22 protein-coding genes are annotated in these 24,108 nt (G+C 43.1%); 17 read left to right on the plus strand and 5 right to left on the minus strand.

Going from position 1 to position 24,108, the window contains the following annotated elements; genetic code table 11:
* Positions 1–73: 73 nt before the first annotated feature.
* The 7 genes from NL644_RS03600 to nirD all read left to right on the plus strand — a co-directional run bounded on the left by NL644_RS03600 (position 74) and on the right by nirD (position 8,028).
* Entirely contained in the window at positions 74–991 is a 918-nt protein-coding gene (locus tag NL644_RS03600) for a dienelactone hydrolase family protein (protein WP_181869483.1), read from the plus strand.
* Between the two features lie 73 nt (positions 992–1,064).
* Positions 1,065–1,646: an ANTAR domain-containing response regulator gene (locus NL644_RS03605; protein WP_181869484.1), complete on the plus strand. Its 582-nt coding sequence runs from the start codon at positions 1,065–1,067 to the stop codon at positions 1,644–1,646.
* A 265-nt stretch (positions 1,647–1,911) separates the two neighbouring features.
* On the plus strand, positions 1,912–3,276 hold the full coding sequence (locus tag NL644_RS03610; protein ID WP_005375887.1) for a CmpA/NrtA family ABC transporter substrate-binding protein: 1,365 nt from the start codon (positions 1,912–1,914) through the stop codon (positions 3,274–3,276).
* Positions 3,277–3,348: 72 nt separating this feature from the next.
* The gene (locus NL644_RS03615) at positions 3,349–4,314 is read left to right on the plus strand and encodes an ABC transporter permease (RefSeq protein WP_012842517.1); all 966 of its coding nucleotides are present in this window, start codon (positions 3,349–3,351) and stop codon (positions 4,312–4,314) included.
* An 11-nt stretch (positions 4,315–4,325) separates the two neighbouring features.
* The gene (locus NL644_RS03620) at positions 4,326–5,162 is read left to right on the plus strand and encodes an ABC transporter ATP-binding protein (RefSeq protein ID WP_114322971.1); all 837 of its coding nucleotides are present in this window, start codon (positions 4,326–4,328) and stop codon (positions 5,160–5,162) included.
* Positions 5,163–5,172: 10 nt separating this feature from the next.
* Positions 5,173–7,692 (plus strand): nitrite reductase large subunit NirB, encoded by a 2,520-nt coding sequence (gene nirB, locus NL644_RS03625; RefSeq protein WP_253658004.1) that lies wholly within the window; start codon positions 5,173–5,175, stop codon positions 7,690–7,692.
* On the plus strand, positions 7,693–8,028 hold the full coding sequence (gene nirD, locus NL644_RS03630) for a nitrite reductase small subunit NirD (protein WP_021487100.1): 336 nt from the start codon (positions 7,693–7,695) through the stop codon (positions 8,026–8,028).
* Positions 8,029–8,130: 102 nt separating this feature from the next.
* Here nirD and NL644_RS03635 read toward each other — a convergent pair whose 3' ends face one another.
* Together NL644_RS03635 and NL644_RS03640 are read right to left on the minus strand one after the other, a co-directional pair.
* Positions 8,131–8,535, minus strand: a complete 405-nt coding sequence (locus NL644_RS03635; RefSeq protein WP_114322973.1) for a PPC domain-containing DNA-binding protein — start codon at positions 8,533–8,535, stop codon at positions 8,131–8,133.
* Position 8,536: 1 nt separating this feature from the next.
* Positions 8,537–9,112: a TetR/AcrR family transcriptional regulator gene (locus NL644_RS03640; RefSeq protein ID WP_114322974.1), complete on the minus strand. Its 576-nt coding sequence runs from the start codon at positions 9,110–9,112 to the stop codon at positions 8,537–8,539.
* A gap of 145 nt (positions 9,113–9,257) precedes the next feature.
* On the opposite strand from NL644_RS03640, the gene NL644_RS03645 reads away from it, so the two are divergent.
* From NL644_RS03645 to NL644_RS03660, 4 genes are all read left to right on the plus strand, one after another.
* Positions 9,258–9,872, plus strand: coding sequence for a glutathione S-transferase (locus NL644_RS03645; protein WP_114322975.1), 615 nt, complete (start codon positions 9,258–9,260; stop codon positions 9,870–9,872).
* A 213-nt stretch (positions 9,873–10,085) separates the two neighbouring features.
* Positions 10,086–10,346, plus strand: a complete 261-nt coding sequence (locus tag NL644_RS03650; protein ID WP_005395662.1) for a hypothetical protein — start codon at positions 10,086–10,088, stop codon at positions 10,344–10,346.
* Positions 10,347–10,375: 29 nt separating this feature from the next.
* On the plus strand, positions 10,376–11,569 hold the full coding sequence (locus NL644_RS03655) for a PP2C family protein-serine/threonine phosphatase (RefSeq protein ID WP_114322976.1): 1,194 nt from the start codon (positions 10,376–10,378) through the stop codon (positions 11,567–11,569).
* A 23-nt stretch (positions 11,570–11,592) separates the two neighbouring features.
* Positions 11,593–12,090, plus strand: a complete 498-nt coding sequence (locus NL644_RS03660) for an ATP-binding protein (protein ID WP_005395666.1) — start codon at positions 11,593–11,595, stop codon at positions 12,088–12,090.
* Between the two features lie 32 nt (positions 12,091–12,122).
* Here NL644_RS03660 and NL644_RS03665 read toward each other — a convergent pair whose 3' ends face one another.
* The 3 genes from NL644_RS03665 to NL644_RS03675 all read right to left on the minus strand — a co-directional run bounded on the left by NL644_RS03665 (position 12,123) and on the right by NL644_RS03675 (position 15,264).
* On the minus strand, positions 12,123–12,314 hold the full coding sequence (locus tag NL644_RS03665) for a hypothetical protein (RefSeq protein ID WP_012842175.1): 192 nt from the start codon (positions 12,312–12,314) through the stop codon (positions 12,123–12,125).
* Positions 12,315–12,348: 34 nt separating this feature from the next.
* Positions 12,349–12,684 carry an Hpt domain-containing protein gene (locus tag NL644_RS03670; protein WP_005395669.1) on the minus strand — a complete coding sequence of 112 codons (336 nt, stop codon included), beginning with the start codon at positions 12,682–12,684 and terminating at the stop codon, positions 12,349–12,351.
* Between the two features lie 429 nt (positions 12,685–13,113).
* Complete coding sequence (locus NL644_RS03675; protein WP_253658005.1) at positions 13,114–15,264, minus strand: serine/threonine-protein kinase; 2,151 nt, start codon at positions 15,262–15,264, stop codon at positions 13,114–13,116.
* 312 nt (positions 15,265–15,576) lie between these two features.
* Here NL644_RS03675 and tagH point away from each other — a divergent pair, with 312 nt between their 5' ends.
* Genes tagH through tagF form a run of 6 tightly spaced genes read left to right on the plus strand, consistent with a single transcriptional unit; the run spans position 15,577 to position 24,100 of the window.
* A complete protein-coding gene (gene tagH, locus NL644_RS03680) occupies positions 15,577–16,770 on the plus strand; it encodes a type VI secretion system-associated FHA domain protein TagH (protein WP_012842177.1) in 1,194 nt (397 codons plus the stop codon).
* 11 nt (positions 16,771–16,781) lie between these two features.
* On the plus strand, positions 16,782–17,237 hold the full coding sequence (gene tssJ / locus NL644_RS03685; protein ID WP_005395676.1) for a type VI secretion system lipoprotein TssJ: 456 nt from the start codon (positions 16,782–16,784) through the stop codon (positions 17,235–17,237).
* 21 nt (positions 17,238–17,258) lie between these two features.
* Complete coding sequence (gene tssK / locus NL644_RS03690) at positions 17,259–18,584, plus strand: type VI secretion system baseplate subunit TssK (protein WP_085344864.1); 1,326 nt, start codon at positions 17,259–17,261, stop codon at positions 18,582–18,584.
* Positions 18,585–18,595: 11 nt separating this feature from the next.
* Positions 18,596–19,888, plus strand: a complete 1,293-nt coding sequence (tssL, locus tag NL644_RS03695) for a type VI secretion system protein TssL, long form (RefSeq protein WP_181869486.1) — start codon at positions 18,596–18,598, stop codon at positions 19,886–19,888.
* A gap of 16 nt (positions 19,889–19,904) precedes the next feature.
* The gene (tssM, locus tag NL644_RS03700; RefSeq protein WP_253658006.1) at positions 19,905–23,423 is read left to right on the plus strand and encodes a type VI secretion system membrane subunit TssM; all 3,519 of its coding nucleotides are present in this window, start codon (positions 19,905–19,907) and stop codon (positions 23,421–23,423) included.
* Complete coding sequence (tagF, locus tag NL644_RS03705; protein WP_253658007.1) at positions 23,405–24,100, plus strand: type VI secretion system-associated protein TagF; 696 nt, start codon at positions 23,405–23,407, stop codon at positions 24,098–24,100. Before tssM ends, tagF begins: the two co-directional genes overlap by 19 nt.
* Positions 24,101–24,108: the final 8 nt, after the last annotated feature.

Here is a 24,108-nt window from a genome sequence, read left to right on the forward strand (position 1 = left end):
TCACAACTGGTTGGGGCAAACATCAGTGAGGCCTGATGAGTTTACTTTTCGATAAGAAATGAGGACAAGGATAATGGTTCTAAAGCACTCAAATTCTAACAACAAGGCGTCACATCCCATTCCACAAGAAGCTTTCGATTGGTATGACGAATACGCACATGGCAAAATCTCTCGTCGAGAGTTTCTCAACCGTCTTGGTGGCCTCGCTGTTTTAGGTTTTAGTATGACGGCCCTGGTTGATGCTCTGACTCCAAATTATGCACTCGCAGAGCAAGTTTCCTTTAATGATCCTGAGATCAAAGCAACCTATGAAACCTTTGCTTCGCCCAATGGACATGGGGAAGGTCGCGGCTATTTGGTTGTGCCACAAAAGAAGACCTTAAAATCGCCGACAGTGTTGGTGATTCATGAAAATCGAGGTCTAAACCCATACATCAAAGATGTCGCCAGACGACTCGCGAAAGACGGCTTTATTGCTTTCGCTCCTGACGCGCTTTATCCACTCGGTGGCTATCCGGGGAACGATGATGAAGGTCGCGCCATGCAGAAAGAGATGGACAGAGCCAAGATCGAACAAGATTTTATTGCTGCTGCTAATTTCATTAAACACTACGAGGGTGGGAACGGTAAATTAGGCGCTGTTGGGTTCTGTTTCGGTGGATACATCGTTAATATGCTTGCAGCGGTAATGCCAGAAGAGCTGGATGCAGGTGTGCCTTTCTACGGAACACCGGCGGCGCAAGAGATTCAAAAGCAGGTCAAAGGGCCGTTGATGATTCACTTCGCAGGGCTCGATAAGCGCGTCAACGACACATGGCCTGCCTATGAGCAGCAATTGATCGCGAACGATGCGCAATATCAGGCGTTAATGTATGAAAACGTCAACCATGGCTTCCATAACGACTCAACGGCTCGCTACGCACCAGAAGAAGCGGCGTTCGCGTGGGAACGCACACTAGGTTTCTTCAAAGAACATCTCGCCTCTAGTTAAAACGCTTCAACTTTAATTGGCACATTCCTTGTTATGTCTCTCTTAGTGAGTGAGATATAAACAAGGAATGTGCATGACTCAATCAACGTCAAAAACACCCATCATAGTATGCTGTGATAGCCTCCAAGAGCAGGCTCGACTGTCCGGCTTGTTGAGCAAAGATTACGACAACATAGTTGGCTGCCAATTGGCACAACTAGAAACTTTGATGCAGCGAGAACCATCGGCACGCGTTGTTGTTGGATGGCAGCAGCCGACGGCGGAACTGCGTTTGATTGTCGATTTCTGTCGCAGAAAATCGGCACCACTCCTTATCGTGCTGAAGCAACTATCATCCAATGATATCAATCGGTTATCAGAAAAAATGGATTATGTTCTCATGCCACATGATAGTGAGTTTGCACTTCAACCCTGGATTGAACATGCGACATTAGTGAGAGCGAAATTCGAAAGTATGCAATCGGAAATTGAATCGCTGACCCATAAGATTGAAGAGCGCAAGCTGGTGGAAAAAGCCAAAGGTCTGCTGATGAAGATGCACAGCGTTGATGAAGATCAGGCTTATAAAGCGCTTAGAAATTCAGCCATGCAATCGAGCCAAACGCTCTCACAAGTGGCGAAGAATCTGATTACGGCATTGCAGTTAATGGATTAACTTCTCTACTACTTTGGGGTTATGGCAGAAATTCTACCGTGGTGCGTGTTGCACTAACAGCAAGCAAAAACAGTTGCTTGGTTACGAGGGTAGACTCTAATGTGCTGTATTTAAAGTAGAAAATAAGTTGGCACAGTACTTGGATTAGTTAAAACGGGTTTATTGTTGAATCGCTTATCTCAATTATCAACGGCGGTAATTGTAGACTTAGCAACGGCGCTACTGCTCTTCGGAGTAGTGGCGCTTTTTTTATGGGAGCAAACCAATGAAATGGAGTTCGATGCTGAAAGTGTCAGCAATTTCGTTATCGGTATTCACCACGGTCAGCGTAAAGGCAGAGTTGGGTGAGCCAGAAATTGAAGACCTGAAGTTTGGTTTTATTAAGTTAACCGATATGGCACCGCTGGCGGTTGCTTATGAGAAAGGCTTTTTTGAAGACGAAGGCTTGTACGTCACTTTAGAAGCGCAAGCAAACTGGAAGGTGCTTTTAGACCGAGTCATTGATGGTGAGCTTGCTGGCGCGCACATGCTTGCTGGTCAGCCATTGGGCGCAACGATTGGTGTCGGCACAAAAGCAGAAGTGATTACCGCGTTCAGTATGGATTTGAACGGCAACGCAATTACGGTTTCCAATGACACTTGGGAACAGATGAAGCAGTACATTCCAAAGCAACCAGATGGCAAACCAGTTCACCCAATCAAAGCGGATGCACTTAAGCCTGTGGTCGACAGCTATCTGGATAAAGGCAAACCGTTCAACATGGGCATGGTGTTCCCTGTATCGACACACAACTATGAGTTGCGTTACTGGTTAGCGGCAGGCGGGATTCATCCAGGCTTTTACGCACCAGACTCAGGCGATAACAGTGGCCAGTTGGACGCTGACGTTCTTTTGAGTGTTACACCGCCACCACAAATGCCAGCAACAATGGAAGCGGGCACGATCAAAGGGTACTGCGTAGGCGAACCATGGAACCAACAAGCCGTATTCAAAGGCATTGGCACACCAGTCGTGACCGATTACGAGATCTGGAAGAACAACCCAGAGAAAGTGTTTGGTGTTTCCAAAGCTTGGGCTGAGAAGTATCCAAACACACACATTCGCGTAGTGAAAGCCTTGATTCGAGCGGCACATTGGTTGGATGAAAATGACAATGCCAACCGCCAAGAAGCAGTGAAGATGCTATCAAAAAGCGAATACGTTGGAGCCGATGCCGAAGTTATCGCCAACTCAATGACCGGCACGTTTGAATACGAGAAAGGCGACAAACGAGACGTACCAGATTTCAACGTGTTCTTCCGTCATAACGCCACTTATCCGTATTACAGCGATGCGATTTGGTATCTGACTCAAATGCGTCGCTGGGGGCAAATCTCAAGCGAGAAATCCGATGATTGGTACATGGATGTGGCGAAAGAGGTGTACCGTCCAGATATCTACCAACAAGCAGCTCAAGCGCTAATTGAAGATGGTGTGTTGAGCAAAAAAGACTTCCCAGATTTCAGCGCTGAAGATGGTTTCCGTGCGCCACAAACACACTTTATCGACAACATCGTTTATGACGGTCGTGAGCCAAATAAATATCTAGAGAAGTTCTCTATCGGGCTTAAAGGAAAAGACAAGGTTTAACCATAACGATAAACGCCACAGGCGAGGGGATTCGCTTGTGGCAACAAGGATGTAAATTTCTTAGGAGTGAGTATGTCTAGTAACGTCATTTCCCTTTTTCCTGCTAAGCAGGTAGTGAACCGAAGTCGGTTGGTGCTTTTACCCGTCATTGGTTTGCTGATCTTTTTGGCAATGTGGCACTTAGCGGCGAGAGAAGTGCAAACCTCATTAGGTACGCTACCGGGACCAGTGCAAACTTTTCAGCAGTTCAGCAACCTTGTCGATGATCATTGGCAAGAGCGAGAGAAGGAACAAGCGTTTATCGAGCGTCAGGAAAAGCGCAATGCTGCGAAGTTAGCCAAGAATCCAGATGCGGAAGTGAAGATTCGTCCTTACACAGGTAAGCCTACGTTCTTCGACCAAATTGTGACGAGCTTAGTGACTGTGACAGCGGGCTTTTTGCTGGCGACGGTTATCGCGATTCCACTTGGCATCGTGCTTGGTCTTAATCAAGGGCTGTATCAAGCCTTTAACCCAATCATTCAACTGCTCAAGCCCGTATCACCTTTAGCTTGGCTACCCATCGTTACCATGGTGGTGAGTGCCACTTATGTGAGTGATGACCCGATGTTTGCTAAGTCGTTCATTAACTCTCTGATCACAGTGGCGCTGTGTAGCTTATGGCCGACGCTGATTAATACCGCAGTGGGTGTAACGAGCGTTGATAAAGACTTAATCAACGTGAGTAAAGTGCTTCAACTTTCGTGGTGGCAGCACATCCGCACCATCGTATTACCTTCTGCTATTCCAATGATCTTCACCGGTTTACGTCTCTCTTTAGGTATCGCTTGGATGGTATTGATTGCAGCAGAGATGCTCGCGCAGAACCCTGGGTTAGGCAAGTTTGTTTGGGATGAGTTCCAGAACGGAAGTTCAGCATCATTGGGTCGTATTATGGTCGCCGTCATCACAATCGGCTTTATTGGATTGATGCTCGATAGAGGCATGTTGCAACTTCAAAAGTGGCTGTCTTGGAATAAACAGCAAGCGTTGAGATAAGGGAAAAGATCATGGAAAAAGCATTATTAGATCTAACGCGTTTAGGGATGCGATTCCCAACGCCAGATGGCGAGTTCATCGCGCTTAAGAACGTCGATTTACAAATCAATAAAGGCGAGTTTGTATCCCTAATTGGTCACTCTGGCTGCGGCAAATCAACGGTATTGAACTTAGTTGCAGGGCTACACATGCCAACAGACGGCGGCGTGATCGTCGATGGGCGAGAAGTAGCTGGACCGGGACCCGACCGCGCAGTGGTGTTCCAAAACCATTCATTGTTGCCTTGGCTCACCGTATATCAAAACGTTGAGCTCGCAGTGAAACAAATTGCTGGAAAAAAGGGCAAAGCGTGGATTCAGGAGCAAGTGAATCACTATTTGGAGTTGATTCAAATGCAGCATGCCGCGCACAAAAAGCCGGATGAAATCTCGGGCGGTATGAAGCAGCGAGTCGGCATCGCAAGAGCACTGGCACTTCAACCAAAGGTTTTGCTGATGGATGAACCATTTGGTGCGTTGGATGCGTTAACACGTGCGCACTTACAGGATGCACTGATGAAGATTCAAGCCGAGCTAAACAACACCGTCATCATGATTACTCACGATGTGGATGAAGCGGTGCTGCTATCTGACAAAATCGTGATGATGACTAACGGACCGGCGGCAACTATTGGTGAAGTGTTAGAAGTGAATCTACCTCGCCCTCGTGAGCGTGTCGCACTGGCGGATGATGCGCAGTATCAGAAGTGTCGACAAGCGGTGCTGAAGTTCCTTTACGAGAAGCAATCCAAAGTCGAGATTCCTGCTTCGAAAGCAGACAAACCCAAAACCGCAGCGCAAACGGCATAAGGAGGCAGCGATGAACAGTCCTTTAACGATTCCAGTAAAGAACGCATTGAGTCACATCGTTGTGGTAGGCAACGGTATGGTCGGGCAACACCTCGTCGAGCAATTAGTGCAGAAAAACGCGCATTTGGAGCGCCGAATTACCGTTATTGGTGCAGAGCGTTTTATCGCGTATGACCGTGTACAACTCTCTTCTTTATTTGCGGGTAAGTCCCATGATGATTTGATGCTGAGTAACCAAGAATGGTACGACATGCATGGCATCCAACTAGTACTTGGCAGCCAAGTAACAGGCATCGACAGAGAGCAAAAGCGTATTCTGCTTGATGGTGAAGATGTGCTGGGTTACGACCAACTTGTGCTCGCGACCGGTTCCTACCCATTTGTGCCGCCAATTGAAGGTAAAGACCGCGACAACGTGTTTGTCTACCGTACGCTTGATGACCTTTCACAAATCAAAAAAGCATGTGAAGACGCAAAAACAGGCGCAGTAATTGGCGGTGGCTTATTGGGTTTAGAGGCGGCAAATGCACTCAAACTATTGGGGCTAGAAACTCACGTTATTGAATTTGCGCATCGTCTGATGCCCGTACAGTTAGATGATGGTGCTGGCTTAGTGCTGAAAGAGAAGATTGAAGCGCTAGGGCTAACAGTACACACCTCAACGGGTACGGAACGAATCTGCGATGGTGAAACGGCTAAGCATCGTATGGTGTTTAAAGACAAAGATCCTCTCGAAGTTGATGTGATAGTCTTCTCCGCAGGCATTCGCCCTCAAGATGAGTTGGCAAGGCTGGCTGAGCTAGAAGTAGGTGAGCGAGGTGGCATTGTGATTAACAACCAATGCCAAACCAGCGATGAGAATATTTACGCGATTGGCGAATGTGCCCTTTGGGAGCAGAAGATCTTTGGTTTAGTCGCACCCGGTTACACCATGGCGAGAACCACCGCCGATGTCTTGACTGGGATGCCGAGCGAAGGTTTTAAAGGTGCAGACATGAGCACTAAACTCAAGCTGCTTGGAGTGGATGTGGCGTCTATCGGCGATGCACAAATGCAAACCGAAGGCGCACAAGAAATGGTATTGCAAGATGCGGTTGCAGGCATCTACAAAAAGCTGGTGGTTGATGCGAGTGGCACTCAATTGCTTGGTGCGATTCTCGTTGGTGACAACAGTGACTACGATGCGCTTTTGCAGTGTTATTTGAACAAAACGGTCCTGCCAGACCACGCCGCGAACCTGCTGTTTGATACCGGAATGCTGGATGGAGAGATGCCAGACAGCGCCATTATCTGTTCTTGTCACAACGTCACAAAAGGCGACTTAGTTGCCGAGATTCAAGCTGGCACTACCAACCTGACGGACCTTAAAACTAGCACCAAAGCCGGTACTGGCTGTGGTGGCTGTAGCAATATGGTGAAGTCGGTATTGGATACTCAACTGGCAGCCATGGGGGTAGAGGTTAACAACCACCTGTGTGAGCACTTTGAGTTAAGTCGCCAAGAGGTGTTCCATATTTGCCAAGTGGAACAAATCAAAGACTTCGACACCTTAATTGCACTGCATGGTAAAGGGCATGGGTGTGACATTTGTAAGCCGACAGCAGCATCTGTGTTTGCTTCTTTGTGGAATGAACACATCATGGAGCCTCAGCATCAATCTCTGCAAGATTCTAATGATGCCTTTATGGCGAACCTGCAAAAAGATGGCTCTTACTCGATTGTGCCTCGTGTTCCGGGCGGTGAAATCACACCAGACAAACTCATCGTGCTTGGCGAAGTTGCTCAGCAATACGATCTGTACACCAAGATAACTGGCGGTCAGCGAGTGGATTTATTTGGTGCGCAGTTAGAGCAGCTTCCTGAAATTTGGCAAACCTTGATTGATGCTGGTTTTGAAACAGGGCACGCCTACGGGAAGTCGGTGCGCACCGTGAAATCTTGCGTCGGTTCTACGTGGTGTCGCTATGGTGTTGATGACTCGGTCGGATTAGCCATTGAGTTAGAGAACCGCTACAAAGGATTGCGAGCGCCCCATAAGCTTAAGTTTGCCGTATCGGGCTGTACTCGCGAGTGTGCAGAAGCGCAAAGTAAAGACATTGGGGTGATCGCCACTGAAAACGGCTGGAACTTATATGTGTGCGGTAATGGCGGCATGAGACCACGACACGCTGATTTGTTTGCATCCGACTTATCCAAATCAGAGTTGATCATCATGATTGACCGAGTATTGATGTTCTACGTCAGCACAGCTGATCGCTTGCAGCGTACGTCAGTGTGGATGGAGAACATGGAAGGGGGCTTAAATTACCTTAAACAAGTTATTCTGGATGACTCTCTCAACCTATGTGATTCTTTGGATGAACAAATGGCACGAGTCGTAGATACCTATCAATGTGAGTGGAAGAGTACGTTGGATAATCCTCAAAAATTGCAACGCTTCCGTCCTTTCTTGAACAGCACGTCGGGCAGCAAAGTCTTGCCGTACCAACGTGTGCGCGGTCAGCGTATTCCAGTGAAACAGGAGGTGTAAATGGCAGCTTTAACCAAAGTGAAATTGTGTCAGCTTGATGACTTAATGCCGTTCATCGGTGCCACTGTGTTAATCGAAGGCGAGCATGTCGCGTTATTCTACATTCCTGATAGCGGTGTTTACGCCGTTCAAGATTGGGATCCAATAGGTAAGGCTTATGTGATGAGTCGAGGGATTGTCGGTGACATCGATGGTGAGATGTGTGTTGCATCACCACTGTACAAACAGCACTTCAGTTTAAAGAGTGGGCAGTGTTTGGAAGACGAAGCGCACTGTCTAAAAACGTGGCGAGTAACGGTCGACGATAATCAGGTTTGTTACTTACTCGAAGAATGATCCTCGAAGTTCTTTAGTTTGCTCGATATGAGTGAATTCTTAGCGTAAGAGATAAGCGAATAAAGCTCCAGAGGCAGCACAGTAAGGCTCTGGAGCTTTTTGCTATTTGGAAGGATTCACTTGTAATTCGGTATAGCCAGTCGAGTCGTCCATCGCTCTAGTGAACTCAAGTTCAGGATAAGAATGGATGATCAATTCTGCGGTAGTATCAATCACTGTGCCTTCCAGCAAATGTCCACCCCAAACTCGCCCTTCACGATCAGACACCGAGATATGAACGTGTTGATGTTCAGGCGTTAGGGTTCCCATCACAGAGACAATTTCAAATGGCTCTTGTTTGGTTAACGTACTCTCTGCACTAGCTAAACGAAGGTTGAGGTCAGAGACACAACCAACGCATGAGGCAATCGAACCCGCTTTAATGCTGTGCTCCTCGACCAATTTCGCAAGGCTCAGCTTTAAGTCCATGCCTTTGGTAAGGCGTACCGCTATCACTTCAATCGACATGTTACTTCCTAATCAAAACCAGCAAGCAGGATAGCGCCGTATCCAAGTCAGCATAACGTTTGGCTTTGCCAAGTACGCGCATACCTTGCATGTTGTTGAGAACAAAACGAGCGAGCTCTTCTGGTTTCAGCGTTTTTGGCACTAAGGTTTCTTTTTGCGCATTGGTCAGCGCATCCGCAATGATGTCGATAAGATGGTCAAATAAGAAATGCCCTTTACGCAGTACGTCATCGTCTTCACCTGCATGCTCAATCAATGCATTTTGAATAAAACACCCACAGTTGCGTTTGCGCTGCAGCTCAGCAAAAGATTTAAGGAACGATTCTAACTCTGGTAGAGACGCGTTGTCTTTTTCCAAATCATTCAATGACGGTAGCGAGACCTTTTTCAAGTAAGTATCGAGCGCTTCGTAGTAAAGCTGTTGCTTGTCACCATAGGTGTTGTAAAGACTGAAGCGGTTGATGTTCAACTCGTCGGTGAGATCAGAAATGGATGTATTAGCGAAACCTTTGCGCCAAAAAACGTCCATAGCGACTAATAGTTTTTCTTCTCGATCGAAGTTGGCTTTTCTTGCCATATGTGTACCTACCTGAGCGGTTTTTCTCAAACCATTCCTAAACTTATTGAACAACTTTTGGGAAATGAAGTTCTTGACTGATCGTTTATAAACTGGCTACAGTATATCCTAACCAATCGGTTAGAAAAAGAAGAAAGGATATAAAATGAAGCTCTACGAAACCGCGATAACTCCAAGTTGTAAGCGAGTTAGCATTTTTTTAAAGGAAATTGGTGGCGATGTTGAACGCATCGCTTTAAATGTGCGTGACGGCGAAAATCTAGCGGAAGATTTCAAGAAAAAAAGCGTCAATGGAAAAGTGCCATTGCTTGAGCTTGAAGATGGCACGACGATTTGTGAGAGCGTCGCAATTTGTCGTTATCTGGATGAAGCGTTTGAAAATAATTTAGCTCTGTTTGGGGCAAACCAACTTGAGCGCGCGCAAGTGGAAATGTGGCATCGCGTGGTGGAGTTTCAAGGTCTGTATGCTGCTTTTCAAGCATTTAGAAACATCACAGCTATCTATGAAGATAGAGAGCGTTGTGTTAAAGAGTGGGGTGAAGAGTCCAAGCAACGCGTGCAAGAGTTTTTACCGTTGTTAGATAAGCGACTTGGTGAAAGCGAGTTCATTGCCGCTGACCATTTTACTATCGTCGATATTACAGGCTTTATTTTGATTGGTTTTGCAATTAAAGGCCTAGAAATCGATGTGCTTACTACTGCACCAAACATTGCGCGTTGGTATGAGCAAGTTTCAGCTAGGCCTGCATTTCTAAGTTGATGTACCAGCAGCGAGTAGATCATTGCCCGCTGCTATTGCCTTTCGAATTCACAAGGATATTCAAATTCTTCAGCTTTTTTCTTATTTTGTCTCCTATCGCCTATAATTGGAAAAACAACCTCAATGGGCTTCAATGCGTTTTAGAGCCTAGCGCTCTTAGTCTGTAGACGTTCTTTTCATAGTGGGAAGTCTATTAATAGACAAGGAGAGGTCATGCGTATTCAAGTTAAAACTATCAATAATGTTCTTATTGCTCTTTTAATGGTTTCGGTCTTTGGTCTCGTCGCGCTGTACCTCAATAACACACAGCAGAATGAACAGATTGAAAAACTGCAAAGTCAGTTAATAGAGAAAGAGCATCAGATATTAATCTCCAATGAGGCGCTGTCTTACACTCGATATCAACACCAGTTATTAGCTGAAGATTATAGTCGTTTTAGAAATGAGCAATCAGTGACTAGTGTTCTGCGTTAGCGTACCCGACTATCGTCTTAAGGAGGCGAATGAAATCCATTCTTTTGGTCGATGACAGTAAAACAGTACTACTTTATATCAGCAGTGCATTAGAAAAGCAGGGCTATGAAGTTATTGCTGTTGAAGACGGACAATCCGCACTTGAAGTGCTGACTTATCGCAAAGATATTCAGTTTGTACTTAGTGACTTAATGATGCCTGGCATTAATGGTATTGAGCTGTGTCGGCAATTAAAATCGCAAGTTAGCGAACGTTACATTTTCTTTGTTTTATTGTCCTCTAGAAATGACCAAAGCTCGATCGTGAAAGGCATCGATGCTGGCGCAGATGACTTTGTGGATAAGAAAACGTCTGTAGAGGAGCTTCAGGCCAGAATCCGTGCGGGGTTTCGTACTTTAGAACTGCACAACAAACTCGTTGAGAGAAATAAAGAGCTAGATGCGGCCTATCAAACAATCCACCAAGACCTACAGTCTGCTAGTCATCTGATGGAGCAACTACTCCCCGCTGAATCAACTATTCAGAATGTAAATTTTAGCTATGTCTACAAACCATGCTCCCAGATTGGTGGTGATATGTTGGGGTATTTTGAGCTTGATGAACAACATGTCGCATTTTATGTTTTCGATGTTTCAGGTCATGGTGTTTCGTCTGCTTTGATGGCTTTTTCTATCCAACAGACGTTATCTCAAAATCTGGGACCTGATTCGATAACCATGGAGCTAAGAGATGGCGACTACTGTATCAGTGAACCAGCAACCGTTATTGATCGGCTAAACCGACGGTATCAGCAAACTAGGAACAGTCAGCTTTATTTCACCATGGTTTATGCCATTCTTAATACAGAATCAGGACAACTTCGCTATTGTACTGCTGGTCATCCTAAGTTCCTTGTTTGGCGAGCGAGCACCGAAACTACAGAGTTGGCGGGTGAAGACAACTTTATGATTGGCGCTTTGCAGCCGATGGAGTACGTTGATAATCAAATTATTCTGAGTGAGGGGGATGTAGTATGGCTTTATTCGGATGGTTTGATAGAAGCGAGGCGAGGCGAGGCGATGTTTTCAGTACAAAGGTTGGCATCAAGTATAAAAGCTGTTTGTACTTCGCAATTAGAAGCAGAAGTGCAGGCTAGATGTGTCTTTGAACAAGTACAATCGTGGCAGAACAAAGATGAGTTTGATGATGATGCGAGTCTTTTACAAGTAAGGTGGCGTGGCTGATAGCCTAGGGATAAAGGAAAAGAATGTTCCAGAGCGAGTTTAAACGAACTTACGGTGGATCCCTTACTCGCTCTCGAAGTGCGAGCAAAGAGGTTGCTAAGTTTTTAATGGATAATCAAGTATCGTTAAGTACGGCTCAGTCGTTGGAGCTTTGTGTTGTTGAGCTTATGAACAATGCTTACATCCATTCTTACAGTGAAATTGAAGGCAAGCCGATAGACGTGGAGTGTAGGATTAGATGTGACCCAATGTCAGATTTCATTGAACTTAGGGTTTCTGACTACGGAGCGTCAATCAATGAAATGACATTCAACCAACATAAAAATAAACAGATTGAGGCTCCTAACTTAATGGATGATGATAGTTGGTCTGCTTCAGGTCGTGGACTGATGTTAGTCGCTCAATTATCTGATCAGTTCAAGTTAGAAAAAGAGATTGGAAAAAACACGTTTGTTTTAGTGAAGAGGAACGGCGAAAAACTAACAACCAAGCAAGATTTATTCACCCCACCTGGTCCCTAGCGTTAATCTGACGGTTACGTTGTATGTTATTGTTATTTTGTATTTGTGGTTGGTGCAGGTGACAATAATGCTTCCAACTCTTCTGGTGTCAGTATATCACTGATGTTTAGCATATTGCTCTCATCATCTAACGCCATCTTTGTACGACTAAGCAAGTACCTCTTTTGAGTTGGCGTTAAGTCTTTGAGAGACTCAATCAGCTCCTTGAAATTGCTATTGTTCATTGCCATATTTCCCCCAGTTAAGCCTTAATTTGTTTTATTGCATATTCTTCAAGTAAGCAAAGATTTGTTGATTAATGGCAGCTAGCTCTTTAGTAACTATAGCTATATCTGAGCTATCTGGCTCGTTATCGTTTCTTGTTTCTGCTTCTATTTTTGTGAAAACAATGACAGCGGTTTCTTCACCAAAGCTTTCTAGAATGCCCTTTAGACTGTGAGCCAATAAGTAGAGTTCCGGCCAACATTTGTTTGCGTACAACTCATTGATACGCTGTATGTCATTGGCGTGGTCTTCTAAGTATGTGGAAAAAACGGTGACGATAAGATCTACGTCGTTCTCCATGTATTTATTGAGAACATCAAAATTAATCATGTTTACCTCTGACTAACCGCGAGGTAGAAAAATGTATCGGATAGGAAGGTTGAAGTGGGGGGAGTTGAGCGCTGAACAGTGTGCTTATCACTTGAGCTAGACTCATAAAAACAAAGTTATTGTTCGGTACACTTTGACTTATATACAAGTGTCTATGATCTAATCTTTTGTGCAAAGCATTTTGCACTCGTGTCGTGGCAACACAAGTTACGTGATAGTGGGTTCCAAATAAAATGCTGGGTTGGGAACAGTCTTGTCTACCTAGTTTAAAGTAATCATCAAACAAGTAAGCCAAGTGCTCGCCAACTTTGACTATTCCTTCAGTCAAGGTTAACTCTCCTAATTGAGTACAAATACAAGCTAGCAACCTAGTTGCATAATGGCAAGTAGCTTGACGCAAAAAAGGGGCCTTGCGCCCCTTTTGTACAATTAGCTTTGCTTGGAGTCCTGTTCTACCTGCCTCATTAACTCGTTCGCCTTCTTCATTGCACGTCTTGCGCTTGTGGTCCTTCTCTTATTGAGTAGTATGTCGGAGAAGCGCAGGTATTTATCTGCAGTTTTGAATCTCAAATCGTTAATATCTTGAAAACCGATAGGAAAGTTCTTCGAAAACTGATCAACATCTTTCACTAAGTTATCGAGGTGAGTTGTTGTTCTTGCCTTTTCTAGGCGGTAATAGAAGTTTTCAAATTCCTCTTGGAACAAAATTCGAGCAGCCTCGTCCGGAAATGGTAGAGGATCCTTAGAGTCTAGCGCGGTCTCATACAGTTTCATTTCGAGAACTGCATCTTTCATCGCGTTGCTTATTTTTAAGTTGTTTTGATGCTCTTCAACGTTTGAGAAGAAAGTATTCCCAACCTTAATTAGCGCAACAAGTGCTGCAGCATCTTTATTTTTGAGTGCTTCAGTTAGGTGTTTACCAAAAACATCGCTAGATAATGAGCTTGGTGTAAATGGGTAATCCTGATGAATTTGATTTAACTCATCTTTCAGTTCATAGATGGACTTACTGTCTTCTTCTTTACTGTATCGAGACTTTTCCAGTTGGCTATTGATTTGTCTGGCTATCGAAAGCAATGTTGAGTGCTTGCTTGATTGAATATCTAACGCCAGAACTTCAATTTTATGTGAGTCAGGGTAGTAGGCTTTTGCTTTGTTTAGTACAGACTCGATTTCATCATAATTTGGATAGCTGTTAGCATCAGAATTCAGAACCTGATCAATCTCAGATTCAAACTCACTTAGAAGGTAGCTCTTGTGCTGTCGTAGTAAGCCAGCTTTAATCACCGGGTGTAAGTTTTTCTCACTATTAATCAGTGACAAGCTTTTTTCTGGCGGTGTATCAAGCAACCATTCCTGCCCATTAATCTGATCATTTTGCTTGTTAATAGCTATTTCTAAATCAGAGATGGTTTCTTGTTGTTGTTGATAGCCAAATACGATTCCGGTAACCAATAGTACGCTTGCAGCTACACCGCCAACGATAGGCCAATATCGCATGTTCAACTTTTGTTTTAACTGCTCTGGGGTAAGGTCTTTAGGGATGAGGCCAGTTGAAAACACGCGTGCAAAGATAGGCCACTTAGATGCTGGCATATTAGCAGGTTTCGAGACCTTCACTTTCTTTTTGAGAGCTTCATTAACAGGAGTTCTTGAATAAGGATGCTTGCAACTCAATAACTCGTAAGCTATACAAAATAGCGCAAACATATCGTCGCTTAAGTTTGGCTCTTTACCCGACAACAAGTTGAGCGATGCGTAGTTTGGAGTATAACCAAGAGTCTCCACATTTTCGGATTTACGTTTAGCTGCGTATTGATCTTGCTTTAATTGATGAGTTTTAGATACACCAAAGTCGAGTAATTTAACATTACCTTCAGACGTTAAAATGACGTTAGCGGGCTTTAAATCGGCATGCACGACACCAAGTGAATGGGCGTAAGACAGGGCGTCAAGTACCTGATTTAGAATCGATAAAGTTGCATTAAACTTCAGCCCATGCGGCCTAGATCGTTGTATTAAATTCTCTAATGTTTCCCCATTAATATATTCCATCACTAAGAAATATATTTCGCCATCGACACCAAAATCAAAAACCCTAATAATATTAGGGTGACTTAATCTTTGTGTTTGCTGAGCTTCACGTATCAACATGCGTGCAGTCTCTGGCTGAGATGCAAACTCTTTTTGTAAAATTTTTAATGCTACGTAAGGGGTTTCTGAACCTGAAGATTCTAATATCTTATCTTTTGCCAAATAAACATCACAAAGTCCGCCATGGCCAAGAACCGACTCGATTTCATATCGATTTTTGACAGTTGTGCCTATTAAATTTTCATTAATAACATCTTTGTCATTATTTGATGTGTTATTTTTATTGTTTATTTTCTTATTAACTAACGGAGTGTTTTCTTTTTGAGACAGTTTTGTATTTGTTTCATTTTTATTTTGAACGGAGCCTTCATTGCTAGCAACTTTATTTGATTGAATTGCATTGTCTCGTTTTTGAGTCTTTACAATTTTAGTTTTGTCTCCGCTATCTTTATTATTTATAGAATTGTTTTTATTGCTGTCTTCCATCACAAGAACTCCGTATAAATGATGGGGGAATATATACCTTTCTGCTCAATGAAAAGTCATTATGTTAGAATTTCTCGGCCAAACTAACATTCGTTTTTTTATTGATGAAAGTCTAAGTGTCAAAAATTTGAACTTGGTTGGATAATTAAAATTGTTGAACAATACGTGATTGCTTTGATAAAAAAATGATTCATTATTCCGTGCATGATTTTCAATGGCAGATTTAAGGTTTTTATTAATCTTACTGTTAATAAGAAAGTGACTAATAATAAAATTAAAAATAATATTTAGCAGGTCTTTGGCGAGGTTTACATGAAGTTGGTTTTAACCATAACAAGTTTTCACAAATTTACTCCAGAGATTGAGAGTGAGTTTGTGTTTGAATCAAGTGATGAGCATGCCAAAGTTACATTTGGTCGGTCTGAACAATGTGATTGGACACTGCCAGACCCTGAAAGAGTAGTATCCGGAACTCACGGAGAGCTCATCAAGTTTGGTGATAAATACTTGATAAAAGACTTATCAACTAATGGCACGTTTGTTAATAACGCTGTGACACCTGTGGGCCAAGGAAATGAGATTGCACTAAGTGACGACGATACGGTTAGTTTAGGGGATTACCAAATTTCAGTAAGTATTCAAACTAGCACTGAGGCATTCAATAATCAGGAAAGTAACTTTCGTTCCAGTTCAGAACCTGAAGCATTCTCGAGTTCATCTGAAGCAGAGTTTGTAGACCTCGGCCTTAGTGCCAGTGAGCTTTTGAATGAGAGTGTTCCTTCGGACTTTCAACTAGATATTGGCTTAGTCGATGATTTTATTGATATCCCCAAACCAGAAAAACAGAGTGTAGATCCTACACCTGTACCGGAAACCCCACGACAGCTAGAACGTCAATCAACTCCCAAATTTGATAGTAAAGGGAGCGAGCTTGCGGCGTTCATTAAAGGAGCGGGTATTGATCCAACGATGATTCCCAGCGATAACAGAGAGCAATGGTTTGAACAACTGGGGGAATCATTTTCTTTGATGTTAGTTGGTTTAATGGAAACGCTGCACAATCGAGCGGTATTTAAACAAACAAATCGACTTAGTCATACTGCGTTTCGGAAGTCAGAAAATAATCCTCTGAAGTTCTCTGCGAATTTAGAAGATGCAATTCATAACTTATATAACCGTCAAACTGCAAGTTTCCTAAAACCAAGTGCAGCCATTAAAGAAGCGTTTAGTGATATAGAAAATCATGAACAAGCGTTAATGAAAGGTGTTGAGGGTACGGTTTCAAGTGTTATGTCGCTTGTTGAGCCTACGTCGATATACTCAGAAGCTTTAGCTAAAGACACGGTTATTAATAAGGTTATTCCAGCAAGAAAATATGCTCAAAGTTGGAAGCGGTTTGAGGATATTCATGAAAAGCTATCCGATGACATTATCAATAAAGAATCTCCATTTTATTTAGAAGATTTCGCTAAACACTATGAGTTAGCATTAAAAAATAAAAGCTAGGAAATAGGGTGATGAAAAGAGTTTATCAGTACATTTTGTTATTAATTTCAATGGTTTTATTTGGATGCTCAGCAGCCAATTTAGTTGTTGACCCATATTCAGATTTAGAAATAACAGCAAATCACAATATTAACCCTGACTCCAATGGTAGGCCATCCCCTGTAGTCGTGTATGTTTTTGAATTAACATCAAATACCCTTTTTGAAAGTCAGGATTTTTTTTCAATTTATGAAGAAAGTGAAAAAGTCTTAGGCCCTGATTTAGTGAATAAATATGAAATATCATTAACTCCAGGTCAGAAAGAAACATATCAGGCAAGTATGTCTCCAAAGACTGAATACTTAGGCATTGTCGCAGCGTTTCGAGATATTGAAAATTCAAATTGGCGACAAGTCATTGAAGTGGATAAGACCGGTTACAACACCTATCAAATTCTGTTAGAAGATCTGTCTTTGGTCGTAAAATAACGTTTAGTTGGCTAATTATAAATGACGCAATACTCCAAGACGGCTTGGTGCGAAGGGATGTTTTTACGTCCCCAGCACTTTCAACAACATGAACGCGCAACCTCTCAAGAATTCAAAGGCTTACATCAGTTTGGTGGGGCTTATAATTGGGGGGTTTGGAAATGTCGAGTAAAAGAACATGCATTAAAAGATGGTCTGATTGAATTAGATCACTTTGAGGCAGTTTTGCCAGATATGACTCTGGTTAATACCTTAACAGCCAGCGATTCGGTTGTGCCTTTATTTATTGATAAAGACGTAGAAAATACGTTAGTAAAAATCACTCTTCCCCTTTCAAATGTCAAAGGTAAAAATGTTTCTGATGTAAGTGAGGCGATCGTTTCTCGTTATGTACTTAAAGACGTTGACGTTATAGATAATCTCACTGGGCAGGATGAAGAAACGATTCAAGTCGCAGCCCTAAACCTGGAACTGAAAGCCAGCAATGACAAATTAGCGGGTTATGTTGAGTTACCGATTTTGAAAATAAAAGAGGTAACGGCAGAAGGCGAAGTAATACTAGACGATTCGTATGTTCCACCGCTTATCAATTTACTTAGCGACAAAGTTATGTCGGCTTACTTGCGTAACGTTATTGCGATGACAAAGATGCGTGCCGACGTTATTGCGCAGCGATTGATTAAGGGCAAAGCCGCATCTGCATCTGCTGTTGATTTCATCATGCTACAAATGTTGAACAGGTATGAGGCGATGTTAAAGCACTTTAGTGACCTAGACAGGCTACATCCATTGGAATTAGCGACGACCCTGAAAGGTTATATTGGTGAATTAGCTACGTTTTCTGACAAAACCAAGAGGATGCCAAGCTTACTTGCATACGATCACTTAGATGTATCAAGTGTTTATAGCGAATTGAATCAAGTTCTGAGTCAATATCTGAGCGTTGTCCTTGATCAAACAGCAAGCAAACTTCCTTTGGAGCCACGACAATATGGAATTCAAGTGACGCCACTTCCAGATAAGCGTTTACTTGAATCATGCCAGTTTGTGCTTGCAGTCAAAGCTGATACGACAACAGATGAAATCAGACGTTTAGTCCCGGCGCAGCTCAAGTTTGGACCAGCGGAGCAGATTCGTGATCTGATCAACAATCAGATTAATGGCATAAACGTAGCGCCATTGAGTGTAGTACCGAGGCAGATCCCTTACCAAACGGGTTATGTCTACTTCGAAGTAGTCAAGAAAGGCCCGTTTTGGATGAGGCTGAAAGACAGTGGTGGTATTGCGCTGCATTTATCGGGGCATTTTCCGAATGCTGACCTTGAGCTGTGGAGTATTAGTCAATAGGTGTGCTCAGTATGGAACAAACGATCGTAAAACCAACACCGGGTGGAAGAGCGCCCGCACCGAAACCACAATCAGAAAAGTCAGCAGATAATACGGTAGTTATCTCAAAAAGTCCTGAATTGGTGAATAACGATTCAGTGGTCGCTTATGGGAACAACCCTTTATTGGCAGAAGCGAATGGTCTTTTATCCATTATTGGTCAAATTCGAGCGACAGCGACTCATTCTGACCCGTTGTTTCTAAAAGAGACGTTGGCACAAAAACTTAGAGATTATGAGAACCGACTACGTCACCACGACGTTGATTTGGACACTATTGATACGGCTCGTTACTGTTTGTGTTGCTCGTTAGATGAAGCGGTGCTCAATACTAATTGGGGGGGGCATTCATTTTGGAGCCATGACTCATTGCTTAGTTCTTTCTATGCCAGCAGCCAGGGTGGGGAAGCGTTCTTTAAGTACCTTGATAAGTGCATGGCGCAACCAGATACAAATTTAGATTTGCTTGAATTGATGTACGTGTGCCTATCGCTTGGATTTCTCGGCCAATATCGTTTGGAAAAAAACGGACTGGAGTCTCACCGAAAACTGAGAAGGCAGATTATCGCTATTCTTAAGTCTTACGGAAGAGGGATACCTCAAGAGCTAAGCAATAGTATCGAACAACACATTTTGAATGGCTCTAAGGCTTCCGACAGAGTTCCTCTCTGGGTTGTGTGCTCCGTAACGGCTGCATTATTGGTTTGTATATTTATGTATTTTAGCTATGAGCTAAACAAGGCTTCCAACCGCACCTTTTCTCAATTAGTCAATTTGGTTCAACCGCAACAGCTTAACCAAGATACAACGTCAGAATCAAAATCAGCGCCAATTTCAGAAAGGATCTCTATGTATCTGGCAACCGAGATCGGGAAGGGGCTAATTAACGTCGAGCCGTTGCAAGACAGGGTAAGAATTTCGTTAAAATCGCAAGATCTATTTGAATCAGGTAGTGCTGATGTTGTTGCGTATATCCAACCCGTAATTTCTAAACTCGCTAGAACGTTGGAGTCGACCCAAGGCAAGATCATTGTAACAGGTCATACCGATGATAGGCCAATTTTCACCAGTAAATATCCTTCGAACTGGCATCTATCATTAGCTCGAGCTACTGCTATGTCTGAACAACTTATCTCGAATAGCACACTAGAAGGTCGAGTCATACCAGAAGGGCTGGGTGATGCAAGACCATTGGTTGAAAACAATAGTGACGAAAACCGAGCTATTAACCGTCGAATTGAAATCGACCTCCTTGTCGCGAATTAATAACAGGTAGATAGAGATGCGTATTAAAGAAATTGGCAGAATATTTACTCAAAGGTGGTTTCTCGGTCTTATCGGTGTCGCTGCTTGTTCAATTTTTATTTGGGTTGTTGGTCCACTTATCACGATAGCGGGATATGAGCCGCTAAAGAGCGACTTCCAACGACTCGTCACGATTTTGGTGCTGGTGTTTGTGTGGGCTTTATTCAACGTGACTAAGCAGCACAAGCAAAAAGTTAAAGAAGACGAAAGTATTCAAACGTTACTTGAGGTTGATAGTCAGTCAGATAAAGAAGCGGCGAGTGAAATTGACTTAGTGCGCGAGCGTATTGAGCAAGCTGTCAAAGTAGTAACGAAAACACATAAAGGAAAGCGAAGCTTATATGACTTGCCTTGGTATGTGTTGATCGGCCCTCCAGGGACAGGAAAAACAACAGTGTTAAAGCAGTCAGGGCTGGAGTTTCCGTTAGCGGATAGCCTTGGTTCTGACTCTATTGCTGGTGTCGGTGGAACTCGTCATTGTGATTGGTGGTTTGCAAATAAAGCAGTGCTGATTGATACGGCCGGTCGATACACGACACAAGACAGTCAAGAAAAGGTCGACTCTAAAGCATGGCACGGCTTCTTAGGGTTGTTGAAAAAATATAGAACGCAAAGGCCAATTAATGGTGCAATTGTCACGATCAGTTTAGCCAGTGTGATGTCGCAGACAAGAACCGAGCGAAGCCTTCATGCCCGAGCTATCAAGTCGCGCCTTCAAGAACTGAAGAATCAGTTAGGGATGCAATTTCCTATTTACGTACTACTGACCAAAATGGATTTAGTTGCGGGTTTCAATGAGTTCTTCTCTGATCTAAGTAAGGAAGAGCGTGAGGAATTGTTCGGTTTCATGTTTCCGCGTGAAGTGGCTGATGAAAGAGGGGTTATTTCTTTATTCAATAAAGAATTTCATGGCATGTTGGAGCGCCTTGATGCGCGAATGCTGAGAATCCTTGAAACTGAAGATGATTTAGAGAAGCGAGCACTTATTTTTGAATTTCCTAAACAGCTAAGGGTATTGCAAGCTAACCTTGATGAATTTTTAGCGGAAATATTTGCACAAAATAGTTTTGAAGAGCCAGCCTTGATTCGTGGTGTGTTTATGTTGAGCTCGGTCCAAGAAGGCTTACCAGTCGATAAGTTAATGAATGAATCGACCAATGGACTTGGACTAAATCGCCTCGCTCTAGCAAAAAGCCCAACAGGATCTCATAGTTATTTCGTGAAGAACTTGTTTGATAAGGTTATTTTCAAGGAACAACTGTTAGGAACGGTTAATCGTCACTATCAAAAGCAGTCAGGGTGGATGCGCCGAGGTGTTTACATTGGCTGTGCTTCTCTACTGCTAGGTGCGTCTGCACTTTGGCTTATGAGCTACAAGTGGAATTCTCAGTTGATTGTCGATACCAATGAGCAAGCCGGCCATATTGAAGCAATGATTGGTGCTGAGAGCCTAGATTTTGAGGCGGATATTATCTCAGCCGTAGAGACATTAGACCGATTGATGACGCTTCCTCTAGGAAAGCAAAGCAACTACGGCGATGCTGATTCCGTAAAAAGGTTTGGTCTCTATCAAGGAGATAAAGTCTCACAGGCGGCAAACAATGCATATTCTGATGCGTTGACCCAATATTACGCTCCCTTGCTTCTTGATAGCTTGGTGACGGAAATGGAAAGTAATCAACAGCATCGAGAGTATTTGTATGAAACGTTGAAAACTTATTTGATGTTATTTAATCCAGACAAATACCAACAAGATGAAGTGTTGGCTTGGTTTAACTTCTATTTTGAACGTCAATATCCGGGTGAACTAAATATAGACTTAAGAAAAGGTCTGTTACAGCACACTCAAAATTTATTAGAGAATAATGGACAAGGCTTTTCTTATAATACTGCTGCCGTGACTAATGCTCGCGAGGTTTTGACACAAATGTCTCTACCAGAACGTGCTTATCAGCGAATGAAGATACAATTTTCGAAGAGTCATGTTCCTTCATTTCGTTTGACTGATGTCTTGGGGCCTAAAGGGCTTGAGCAGTTTGAACGAGCGAGTGGAAAGCCGTTATCACAAGGCATTTCGGGCTTTTATACGTACAATGGCTTTCATAGCATTTTTCAGATTCAGATTAACCGTACAGTAAAAAGTCTAATGGAAGAGAACTGGGTTTATGGTGACGATCTTAAGGCTCATGAAATTGATCAAGATAGCGCTATTCAAGGAGTCCAATCTCGATACTATCAAGATTATGTGAATGAATGGAAAACTCTGATCGAAGATATTCAACTTAAGCAGGCTCCGAGCCTAGAGCTTGCAACAGAACAAGCTAGAGTTCTATCTGGAGTTGAAAGGCCAATCGAATCGTTGTTGAGGGCAATCCAAAAAGAAGTTGGTTTGTCGAAAGTATCATTATCAGAAAATCAGAAGGCCGCTTCTGAAGTCGCTGGTAAGGTTGCCAAAGTTAAATTTTCGAATACGGCAGATAGACTAGACATGTACTTGCCTGAAGAAAATGGTTTCAATGTTGCACTGCCAGGTAAAGAAGTCGAATCTCATTTTTCGGAGATATTACGTCTCGGCGAACAAGACTTTGATGATATTCAACAAGCTATGGTTAACTTGCGCTCGTACTTAAGCGATTTATCAAGCTCAGGTAATAATCAGAAAATTGCTTACAAAAGTATTTTAGATGGGACCGTTACACAAGATGTGGCTGCTTCCTTTGCTCGCGCTAAAGAACTTTTGCCTAGGCCATTTAATCAATGGCTAGGTGAACTTTCTCAAGAGTCAGTTAAGTTTGCGGAGAGCGGGTCGAAAGATCATCTAAATCAGCTTTGGGTTACGCAAGTGGTGCGCCCTTATCAGCGGACTATTGCGGGTAGATACCCATTCGAGCCAAATGCGAGCAGAGAAGTAAGGCTGAAGGACTTCAAACGTTTCTTTGGTTATGGAGGTACGCTTGACTCATTCTTCCAAGAGTATCTTGAACCGTTTGTCGATACGTCGAAAAGTCGTTGGCGATTAGAAAAGGAAATTGGAGTTCGTCCAGAAACGCTGATGGTCTTTCAAAGAGCGAAGCGTATCAGGCAGTCTTTCTTTGAATCTGATAATTCATTGCGCGTAGAGTTCGGTATGAAACCAGTGTATCTGGATCAGCACATTACTCGGTTTGTTCTAGAGCTAGGTAAGCAAGATTTGGTTTATAAGCATGGACCAGCACGAGCTAAATCCTTGAGCTGGCCTGCGGGTCAAGACCAGACTCGAATAGTGTTCACACCACCAGAATCTAAACGCGAAATTGCGCATACCTATGAAGGTGAGTGGGGCATATTCAAGCTTTTAGATCAATCACTTAAAGCAAGACCAGAATCACGTAAAGACAACATAGTTATGATTGATTTAAAGGGAAATAAGGTGCAACTAGAGCTTATTCCGTCTAGTGCTATTAATCCGTTTTGGTCAAATGAAATGGAGAGGTTCAGATGTCCACGAACCTTGTAACATCAGCCTGGGGTTATATCGGTAAAATGCCTGCAAAAGGAGACTTTGTGAAAGATGGCTTATCACAAGATTTTTCAGAGCGCTGGCATGACTGGCAGCAGGCTGTTATTGCAGTCAGCAGAGAACAATTGGGTGAAAGTTGGAATGAGCACTTTTTAACCGCGCCTGTGTGGCACTTTGCTCTGGATGTTAGTTACTTAGAAGACTCGACATACATTGGTAGCATGATTCCTAGTGTAGATGCATGCGGTAGATACTTTTTCTTTACTATAGCTCGTGCCGTAAAAGGTGAAGCAGCGCAATATTGGGGGGACAAAGCTTGGACCGAGGACAGTGCATCTCTTGCCCTAGCAGTACTTGAGGACGACTTTGTATTTGATGTTTGGCATAAGAGCATGGAAGAAAAAAACGATTTAGTGGCGAATGTAAAAAGTGAAGTGCGGCCTCTTAAGTTTCTTTATCAAAGCCAAATATCTACGATTTTTCATGATCAAGGTGGAGCAGATCAAAGCGCACTTTTGAATTACCTTATTAAAGAAAAATTGAGTAAGCCATGCTTTTGGTGGACTGAAGGCTCGACTCTAGTTGAACCATGTATGTTTATGACCAGCGGTTTCCCTTCTATTGGTCAATTTTCTGCCATGCTTGATGGCGGTTGGAAAAAGTGGAATTGGTAGGATAGAAG

Origin of the sequence: Vibrio sp. Y10_XG_PY6 (genome assembly GCF_024181795.1) — a bacterium.
Classification (GTDB): domain Bacteria; phylum Pseudomonadota; class Gammaproteobacteria; order Enterobacterales; family Vibrionaceae; genus Vibrio; species Vibrio diabolicus.

Excerpts from the sequence above, each read along its gene's own strand:
- tssK (WP_085344864.1), top strand. The coding sequence starts at position 17,259 with ATGACGCAATACTCCAAGACGGCTTGGTGCGAAGGGATGTTTTTACGT.
- NL644_RS03670 (WP_005395669.1), bottom strand. The coding sequence starts at position 12,684 with ATGATTAATTTTGATGTTCTCAATAAATACATGGAGAACGACGTAGAT.
- NL644_RS03645 (WP_114322975.1), top strand. The coding sequence starts at position 9,258 with ATGAAGCTCTACGAAACCGCGATAACTCCAAGTTGTAAGCGAGTTAGC.
- NL644_RS03640 (WP_114322974.1), bottom strand. The coding sequence starts at position 9,112 with ATGGCAAGAAAAGCCAACTTCGATCGAGAAGAAAAACTATTAGTCGCT.
- NL644_RS03655 (WP_114322976.1), top strand. The coding sequence starts at position 10,376 with ATGAAATCCATTCTTTTGGTCGATGACAGTAAAACAGTACTACTTTAT.
- tssL (WP_181869486.1), top strand. The coding sequence starts at position 18,596 with ATGGAACAAACGATCGTAAAACCAACACCGGGTGGAAGAGCGCCCGCA.
- NL644_RS03605 (WP_181869484.1), top strand. The coding sequence starts at position 1,065 with ATGACTCAATCAACGTCAAAAACACCCATCATAGTATGCTGTGATAGC.
- nirD (WP_021487100.1), top strand. The coding sequence starts at position 7,693 with ATGGCAGCTTTAACCAAAGTGAAATTGTGTCAGCTTGATGACTTAATG.
- NL644_RS03660 (WP_005395666.1), top strand. The coding sequence starts at position 11,593 with ATGTTCCAGAGCGAGTTTAAACGAACTTACGGTGGATCCCTTACTCGC.
- tssM (WP_253658006.1), top strand. The coding sequence starts at position 19,905 with ATGCGTATTAAAGAAATTGGCAGAATATTTACTCAAAGGTGGTTTCTC.
- tagH (WP_012842177.1), top strand. The coding sequence starts at position 15,577 with ATGAAGTTGGTTTTAACCATAACAAGTTTTCACAAATTTACTCCAGAG.
- nirB (WP_253658004.1), top strand. The coding sequence starts at position 5,173 with ATGAACAGTCCTTTAACGATTCCAGTAAAGAACGCATTGAGTCACATC.
- NL644_RS03610 (WP_005375887.1), top strand. The coding sequence starts at position 1,912 with ATGAAATGGAGTTCGATGCTGAAAGTGTCAGCAATTTCGTTATCGGTA.
- NL644_RS03635 (WP_114322973.1), bottom strand. The coding sequence starts at position 8,535 with ATGTCGATTGAAGTGATAGCGGTACGCCTTACCAAAGGCATGGACTTA.
- NL644_RS03665 (WP_012842175.1), bottom strand. The coding sequence starts at position 12,314 with ATGAACAATAGCAATTTCAAGGAGCTGATTGAGTCTCTCAAAGACTTA.
- tssJ (WP_005395676.1), top strand. The coding sequence starts at position 16,782 with ATGAAAAGAGTTTATCAGTACATTTTGTTATTAATTTCAATGGTTTTA.
- NL644_RS03675 (WP_253658005.1), bottom strand. The coding sequence starts at position 15,264 with ATGGAAGACAGCAATAAAAACAATTCTATAAATAATAAAGATAGCGGA.
- NL644_RS03615 (WP_012842517.1), top strand. The coding sequence starts at position 3,349 with ATGTCTAGTAACGTCATTTCCCTTTTTCCTGCTAAGCAGGTAGTGAAC.
- NL644_RS03600 (WP_181869483.1), top strand. The coding sequence starts at position 74 with ATGGTTCTAAAGCACTCAAATTCTAACAACAAGGCGTCACATCCCATT.
- tagF (WP_253658007.1), top strand. The coding sequence starts at position 23,405 with ATGTCCACGAACCTTGTAACATCAGCCTGGGGTTATATCGGTAAAATG.
- NL644_RS03650 (WP_005395662.1), top strand. The coding sequence starts at position 10,086 with ATGCGTATTCAAGTTAAAACTATCAATAATGTTCTTATTGCTCTTTTA.
- NL644_RS03620 (WP_114322971.1), top strand. The coding sequence starts at position 4,326 with ATGGAAAAAGCATTATTAGATCTAACGCGTTTAGGGATGCGATTCCCA.